The sequence below is a fragment of the Vibrio minamisatsumaniensis genome (assembly GCF_050337445.1).
Lineage (GTDB): Bacteria > Pseudomonadota > Gammaproteobacteria > Enterobacterales > Vibrionaceae > Vibrio > Vibrio artabrorum.
Genome location: NZ_JAKJSY010000123.1, coordinates 1 through 6,842 on the forward strand (window position 1 = coordinate 1; position 6,842 = coordinate 6,842).

Genomic DNA, 6,842 nt, shown 5'->3' on the forward strand with positions numbered 1-6,842 from the left:
GCTATTGTTCAATTGCACAGTAAATATATCAGTCCTTCATTAATATTTGTTCAATCAGCCAAAGACGTCTTTCAGTATGCCGATTATATTGACGGCAATTGAATAGTATTAATGATGGAAAGAACATGATTGAAGTCTCGACCTTAGGTGCGTTATCAGCACTGATTGTAGCGATTGCTCTAATTTTAAAAAAAGTACCGCCGGCTTATGGCATGATCATTGGTGCGCTCATCGGTGGTGTCATCGGTGGTGTCTCTCTGACTGATACCGTCGCTCTGATGATTGGAGGTGCTCAGGGTATTGTTACCGCCGTACTTCGTATTCTGGCTGCGGGTGTGTTAGCCGGAGTGTTGATTGAATCAGGTGCAGCCACCTCGATTGCTGAAACCATTGTGAAAAAAGTGGGCGAAACAAGAGCATTACTTGCGCTGGCTTTGGCCACAATGATCCTAACATCTGTCGGTGTTTTTGTTGATGTCGCCGTCATTACTGTTTCCCCGATAGCCCTAGCGATTGCCCGTCGTGCCGACATCTCCAAGACCGCTATCTTATTGGCTATGATTGGCGGCGGTAAAGCCGGCAACGTTATGTCTCCTAACCCAAATGCTATTGCGGCGTCAGAAGCCTTCCACGTGCCATTGACCTCTGTTATGGCTGCTGGTGTTATACCTGGCCTTTGCGGGATGTTCTTCGCTTATTTCATTGCCAAACGCCTTATCAATAAAGGTAGTAAGGTAGCGGAATATGAAGTAGTCGCTGTTGATCACTCTAAATTACCTCAGTTTTCAGCCGCTATCGTTGCACCGATGGTTGCTATCATTTTGCTTTCATTACGTCCTATTGCCGGTATCAATATTGATCCATTGATCGCTTTGCCTTTGGGTGGCCTTTTAGGGGCTCTTGCCATGGGCCGCTTTAAGGACAGTAACCGTTTTGCCATTTCTGGATTAAACCGAATGGCACCTGTTGCAATCATGTTGATGGGCACAGGCACATTAGCCGGGATTATTGCTAATTCGGGTTTAAAAGGTGGCTTGATTGACCTCTTAACGACTTCTGGTTTGCCTTCTTATCTATTGGCCCCTATCTCGGGTGCGATGATGTCTTTGGCAACGGCTTCCACAACTGCTGGCGCTGCTGTTGCATCGAACGTATTTAGTAGCACCATTCTTGAGCTTGGCGTTCCGGCTCTTGCGGGGGCCGCCATGATTCATTCAGGTGCGACAGTGCTTGACCATATGCCCCACGGTAGTTTCTTCCATGCAACGGGCGGAGCTGTACATATGGACATTCGCGAGCGTTTAAAGTTGATTCCTTATGAATCGGCTGTCGGTCTTATGATTGCGTTCGTTTCTGTAATGATGTTCGGTGTTTTTGGTCTGTTTGTTTAAGCTTTGAGGTATAAAAATGAAAATTGTAATTGCACCAGATTCATATAAAGAAAGCTTAACAGCAATGGAAGTTGCTGTTGCGATTGAAAATGGATTCAAAAAAGTATTGCCTAATGCAGAATACATTAAGTTGCCTATGGCTGATGGTGGCGAAGGGACGGTTCAGTCTCTAATTGATGCGACGGGTGGAAAGGTTATTGCGCATACTGTGACCGGTCCTCTTGGTAAGCCAGTAGAGGGGTTCTACGGTTTACTGGGCGATGGTAAAACAGCCATTATTGAAATGGCAGCCGCATCGGGTTTACATCTTGTTGAGACAGAACAGCGTAACCCATTGCATACGACAACTTTCGGCACAGGTGAATTGATCAAAGCGGTACTCGATCAAGGTGTTGACCATATTATTGTCGGTATCGGGGGGAGTGCGACGAATGATGGCGGCTTAGGCATGGCACAAGCCCTTGGTATTCGTATGTTGGATAAAGATGGTCGTGATCTTGGTTATGGTGGCGGTGCGTTAGAAGCTCTGGACACTATCGATATTTCTGGGTTAGATCCTCGATTAGCAAATGTTCAGTTTGAGGTCGCCTGTGATGTGGACAACCCATTATGCGGTGAGAAGGGAGCCTCATTTGTCTTTGGCCCACAAAAAGGGGCAACACCAGAAATGGTGAAGCAACTGGATAAGAATCTTGCTCATTATGCGGAAATTATGAAATCTCAATTGGGCCGTTGCGTAAAAGATCGACCTGGCGCAGGTGCTGCTGGTGGCCTAGGTGCGGCTTTGCTAGGGTTGCTTGATGCAGACTTACGTCCAGGTATTGAAATTGTTATGGATGCAGTGAATTTATCAGATGTCGTTGCCGATGCTGATTTAGTCATTACTGGTGAAGGTCGTATTGATAGCCAGACAATTCACGGTAAGACACCTATTGGCGTAGCTCGTACTGCGAAAAAATACAATTTACCGGTTATTGGTATTGCGGGTAGCCTAGCCTCTGATTGTCATGTCGTACATGAGCACGGAATTGACGCTGTGTTTTCAGTGGTTAACGGTGCTATTGATTTACCCACTGCACTGGCTTTAGCTGCACAAAATGTAGAAATGACGGCTCGTAATGTTGCCGCAATTTACATGATAAAGTAGACATTGACCAAGTCACTTAACCCCTTCCAATTGATTCCAATTCTATAAAAAAGGCCAGACAACAGTCTGGCCAAATAAGGCAGTTTGATTGAACAGTCTAATGTTTTGTTAGAGCTGTGCTTTTTTACAAAGCCAAACGCGTTATAGACGATTAAAGCGTGGTAACCACTTCATCAAGAGCAAGACGTGCTTTAGGTTTACCGTGGTTGTAGTCTTCGCCGTCTTTGTGGTAGCCGATAGCCAGTGCCACATCAACAACATGACCTTCTAGTTCGTCAGCAAATTCTTCGCTGATCATTCTAGCGTCTACACCTTCCATAGGCGTTGAAGCGATGCCTAGACGCGCGAGTGTATGCAGCATGTTACCCAGTGCGATGTAAACTTGAGACTTAGTCCAGTTACCGTTGAAACCCGTTTCGTCGGTGTTCATTTCTGCGAATGCGTAAGCGCCCAAGAATTGCTCATACATTTCAGCGGGTAGGTGACCAGAGCTGACTTCTGTATCCGCACGCTTAGCGAATTTTTCTTTGGTGTACTTAGGATCGTAAGCAAACAGGATCGTGTGTGACGCTTCTTTCGCATGTGGTTGGTTAAACTGGAACATGTTTTCGAACGTATTGTGGAAGCGCTGCTTCGCTTCGTCACTCTCAATAATGATGAATTTCCAAGGCTGAGAGTTAATTGAGGATGCCGACATACGAAGTGCTTCTTTGATGACTTCCATGTCTTCCGCAGAGATGCGTTTTTCAGCATCGTATTTCTTAGCAGTGTAACGAGTGTTTAGATCAGTAATGATTGGGTGAGTCATGTTGAATCCTAATATCTATCAATAGTAAATGCTGTAGAGTGTAATGTTCAGTAACGTCAAAAATAAACGGACAATCCATTTTGATAGAATCTTAAATAGATCCAATATCAAATCGAACGCGCGTTTACATGGTTATCGAACAGGCCCGACTCATCGAATGTCAGGGGCACTTCAAATCTATGGGGGTTAAGATAATAGATCAGTGGTTTGGAAAAAAGAGCGAACACATCAATTCACTATGGTATAAAATATCCATAATAAGTCCATTAGTGTGATGTTGATTTGCTATGGCGTTCAAAGATCAGTGGGTTAATACGCTTTTATGCCATATTGACGCAATAATGGCGGAAGTACGCTGTCTAGATTTGGGATATCTTCTGGCATGATTTCGATTAAGCCAAAACCGTGCTCCTCGTATATTTCTCTCACCTCATTACGCTTTTCTTCGGTGATTGGTGCAGAATCGGTTCCCCAGAATTGGATGTACACTTTGCCACTTGGTAGATAAAAATCGCTGATCACTTCTTTTGATATCGGTAGAGGACGCTCGTACGCATGAACCACTCCTGCCATATAAAGCCAGTTATCGATGAGCAGCTCTCCTTTTGAACGAACATAATGCCCATCTAAGCTTCGGTGCTTTGCTTCGAATTTCTGACGAAAACTGGAGAATGACACATCTGTAGAATGGCTTTCAGCATCATGCCCTAGGAACTCAACAACAGACTGCTTCAAACGTTTATTGCGAACCAGTGAGTCGTGCCATACCACGAATAAGTTTTGAGTTACTTTATCTTCTCTTTGTTCACCTCCGGCTTTCAAGCCTGTCGAGGTGACGTGCCAACCGTCTTCTTCTTTTGTAATCCAACCAAGCTCGTTAAGCAGTAAATTGATTTTCTTAGCGCTGAGTTGAAAGGCACTACCGAGCTGAGTCGCGGTTAATGTTTTTCCTGAAAATGAGTCCAAATCGATAAGCAGGTTCTCTGGCCAGACAATAAAGACACCAAATTTCTTGTGCTCGATATATTCCCCACCAAAGCTTTCTCCTCGCTCTGTGAGAATCCAACGCTCTTGTGAACGTACGATATAGCCTGCTGTTTTTAGCTCGCTAAATAAAGCTTTCGCTTCTATGCCTTTTTGTTTCGCGAGCGCGGATGTGGAAATTTTGTCTGACATAGTCTTTTCTCAAATAGCGGAGTGATCCGCTGATGGATGTTAGAGAGATACATGATGCAATAGCACTGGTGAATACCATATCACATCTATCAATGCTAACAGCAGTTCACGGGTCTGTGTTTTGGTAGAAAGCCATGTCCGATACTAATCGTAGTCAATAACGGGTCATCCTAGCTTGTTAAAAACTTCGATAACGTCGTTAGAATGTTTGATTGTAGAATAACGACTTATCGAAGCTGCTTGTCGAAAAGAGCGGCATTGTTCTCAAGCTTTTTTCCTGCGCTATTTCTGAACACTTACTTATTGTGATTGGTATGATTTAGGTTTTGTGGGCAGTGGGACTTTAGTTGAATGTAAACAGCCTTCGCTAAGCACCGATTGCTTGCTAGCCAGATAGATCTGGGCTGTAAAATTTTTTTGTGACGATATAGCGCTTTTCTGCGTATCAAGAAAAATAGTAGGCACAAAAAAAGCCACATTCAGTGGCTTTTCTATCTAAGGTGGCTTTCTTATTCAAGAACTAAGAATTATAGGCCTTTGATGTTCTCAGCTTCTAACTCAGAGAAGTACTTAACTGTTTTCACTTTAAGTTCTTGAGTTGCTGGCTCGTCACAAACAATCACTGCTTTAGGGTGAAGTTGCAGAGCTGATACCGTCCATAGGTGGTTAACAGAACCTTCAACCGCTGCTTCTAGAGCAAGTGCTTTGTTGTGTCCTGTTACTAGAACCATGATTTCTTCAGAATCAAGTAGAGTACCAACACCGATTGTTAGTGCGTACTTAGGAACTTGGTTGATGTCACCGTCGAAGAAACGAGAGTTCGCGATACGAGTGTCTTCAGTCAGTGTTTTGATACGAGTACGTGAAGATAGAGAAGAAGCAGGTTCGTTGAAAGCGATGTGACCGTCGTTGCCTACGCCACCCATGAATAGGTTGATTTGTCCGTAAGACTTGATTTTGTCTTCGTAACGTTTGCACTCAACTTCGTTGTTTTCCGCGTTGCCATTTAGAAGATTGATGTTCTCTTCTTGAATGTCGATGTGGTTGAAGAAGTTAGTGTACATGAATGTACGGTATGATTCTGGGTGATCAGCCGGGATGCCAATGTACTCATCCATGTTAAATGTAACTACGTTTTTGAAGCTAACTTCACCAGCTTTATGTAGCTCGATAAGTGCTTTGTAAGTAGCTAGTGGCGTACCACCAGTTGGTAGACCAAGTACAAAAGGACGCTCTGCCGTTGGTTTAAAATCGTTAATGCGTTTAACGATGTGTGCTGCTGCCCATTTACCTACTTGTGCTGCTTGATTTAACGGGATAAGTCTCATTAATTTGCCCCTAGATATTAGAATTTATAGTGTTCTTAAACATTAATTCGCATTATAAAATAAGTTGTCAGGTTCCGCTATTGTTTTAAGTCAATTTTTTGGAATTTTCACCATATTCGTGACTCGCTGTATCAATATCACACAATGATGATAGGGATATTTGGTGGCGTTAAACAAGGTTAATGCGTTTCAATTTGATAGAAATGTTGTCTTATTTTCGCAGGTCAAAGGGCATTGAATTTCAAGGGAGGGATGAGTTGTCAGTGTATTGCTGGGGCTAGATAGCAGAGGAAGAGGCTGTAGAAAAATAAGTGAGATGAAGCATAATCATCTTCATTGTGATCTTGGTGCTATTTTGTGATTTATTTAAGCTATCGCTATGAATTTTATATCAATATTGGTAAAAGTGAATAGTTTAGCTAAACTCACTATTAGGTAGCAAGAACAAGTGGATTGAAGACAAAAAAGCCCAAAGTGAAGAGGTATCACTTTGAGCCTTTTTACTAATCTTCTAACACTAATTCATTTTCATCTTCTTCCCTAGGTAGCTCACCGCGTTTGCAGCCGTTTAGGGTGTGAAAGCGACGTCGTCCACGAGCTAGCTGTATGTATTTTAACCAGACTCGCTCTAACTTGGACTTAGCCTTATGAGGATGAGACAACACTTTAATGAAGTGTTTTTCTTCTGCATTGGTTGGTGTGAGTTCGCCGGTCTCAAGTGCAAGCATTGTGTCACCAAACAAGGTTAGGATTTCCTCTTCTGAAAGAGTAAAATCACCTGACTTTGCGAAGCCTCGCGGGAATTTAATTGTGTCATAAAAACGTTTTTTTCCGTGTCGGAATTCGGTCTCAGACATATCAGCCTCAGTAATGTGGTTAGATAAAAAATTAGTGTTTATTGCTCACGCGAAAATATTGTTAAAAGGTAAAAATGGAAAACAAAACTTTTTTTCCTTGACGATAAATAATCCTAGATCGGCTAGTTGGCAGAT

At 43.0% G+C, this 6,842-nt stretch carries 6 protein-coding genes; 2 read left to right on the forward strand and 4 right to left on the reverse strand.

Annotated elements, in window-relative coordinates; translation table 11 throughout:
* Window positions 1-125 precede the first annotated feature (125 nt).
* Window positions 126-1,391, forward strand: a complete 1,266-nt coding sequence (locus L4B77_RS18930) for a GntP family permease (RefSeq protein WP_429752332.1) — start codon at window positions 126-128, stop codon at window positions 1,389-1,391.
* A gap of 16 nt (window positions 1,392-1,407) precedes the next feature.
* Window positions 1,408-2,538, forward strand: a complete 1,131-nt coding sequence (locus L4B77_RS18935) for a glycerate kinase (protein ID WP_429752334.1) — start codon at window positions 1,408-1,410, stop codon at window positions 2,536-2,538.
* A gap of 151 nt (window positions 2,539-2,689) precedes the next feature.
* Here L4B77_RS18935 and L4B77_RS18940 read toward each other — a convergent pair whose 3' ends face one another.
* The 4 genes from L4B77_RS18940 to L4B77_RS18955 all read right to left on the reverse strand — a co-directional run bounded on the left by L4B77_RS18940 (window position 2,690) and on the right by L4B77_RS18955 (window position 6,707).
* Entirely contained in the window at window positions 2,690-3,346 is a 657-nt protein-coding gene (locus tag L4B77_RS18940; RefSeq protein WP_429752336.1) for an NAD(P)H-dependent oxidoreductase, read from the reverse strand.
* 309 nt (window positions 3,347-3,655) lie between these two features.
* The gene (locus L4B77_RS18945; RefSeq protein ID WP_372040404.1) at window positions 3,656-4,522 is read right to left on the reverse strand and encodes a glycerol kinase; all 867 of its coding nucleotides are present in this window, start codon (window positions 4,520-4,522) and stop codon (window positions 3,656-3,658) included.
* 527 nt (window positions 4,523-5,049) lie between these two features.
* Window positions 5,050-5,850, reverse strand: a complete 801-nt coding sequence (nagB, locus tag L4B77_RS18950; protein ID WP_429752338.1) for a glucosamine-6-phosphate deaminase — start codon at window positions 5,848-5,850, stop codon at window positions 5,050-5,052.
* A gap of 503 nt (window positions 5,851-6,353) precedes the next feature.
* Window positions 6,354-6,707 (reverse strand): MaoP family protein, encoded by a 354-nt coding sequence (locus L4B77_RS18955; protein ID WP_429752340.1) that lies wholly within the window; start codon window positions 6,705-6,707, stop codon window positions 6,354-6,356.
* Window positions 6,708-6,842: the final 135 nt, after the last annotated feature.

What these genes read in the sequence shown, in the direction of transcription:
- L4B77_RS18930 (WP_429752332.1), top strand. Translation starts at nt 126, where the DNA reads ATGATTGAAGTCTCGACCTTAGGTGCGTTATCAGCACTGATTGTAGCG.
- L4B77_RS18935 (WP_429752334.1), top strand. Translation starts at nt 1,408, where the DNA reads ATGAAAATTGTAATTGCACCAGATTCATATAAAGAAAGCTTAACAGCA.
- L4B77_RS18940 (WP_429752336.1), bottom strand. Translation starts at nt 3,346, where the DNA reads ATGACTCACCCAATCATTACTGATCTAAACACTCGTTACACTGCTAAG.
- L4B77_RS18945 (WP_372040404.1), bottom strand. Translation starts at nt 4,522, where the DNA reads ATGTCAGACAAAATTTCCACATCCGCGCTCGCGAAACAAAAAGGCATA.
- nagB (WP_429752338.1), bottom strand. Translation starts at nt 5,850, where the DNA reads ATGAGACTTATCCCGTTAAATCAAGCAGCACAAGTAGGTAAATGGGCA.
- L4B77_RS18955 (WP_429752340.1), bottom strand. Translation starts at nt 6,707, where the DNA reads ATGTCTGAGACCGAATTCCGACACGGAAAAAAACGTTTTTATGACACA.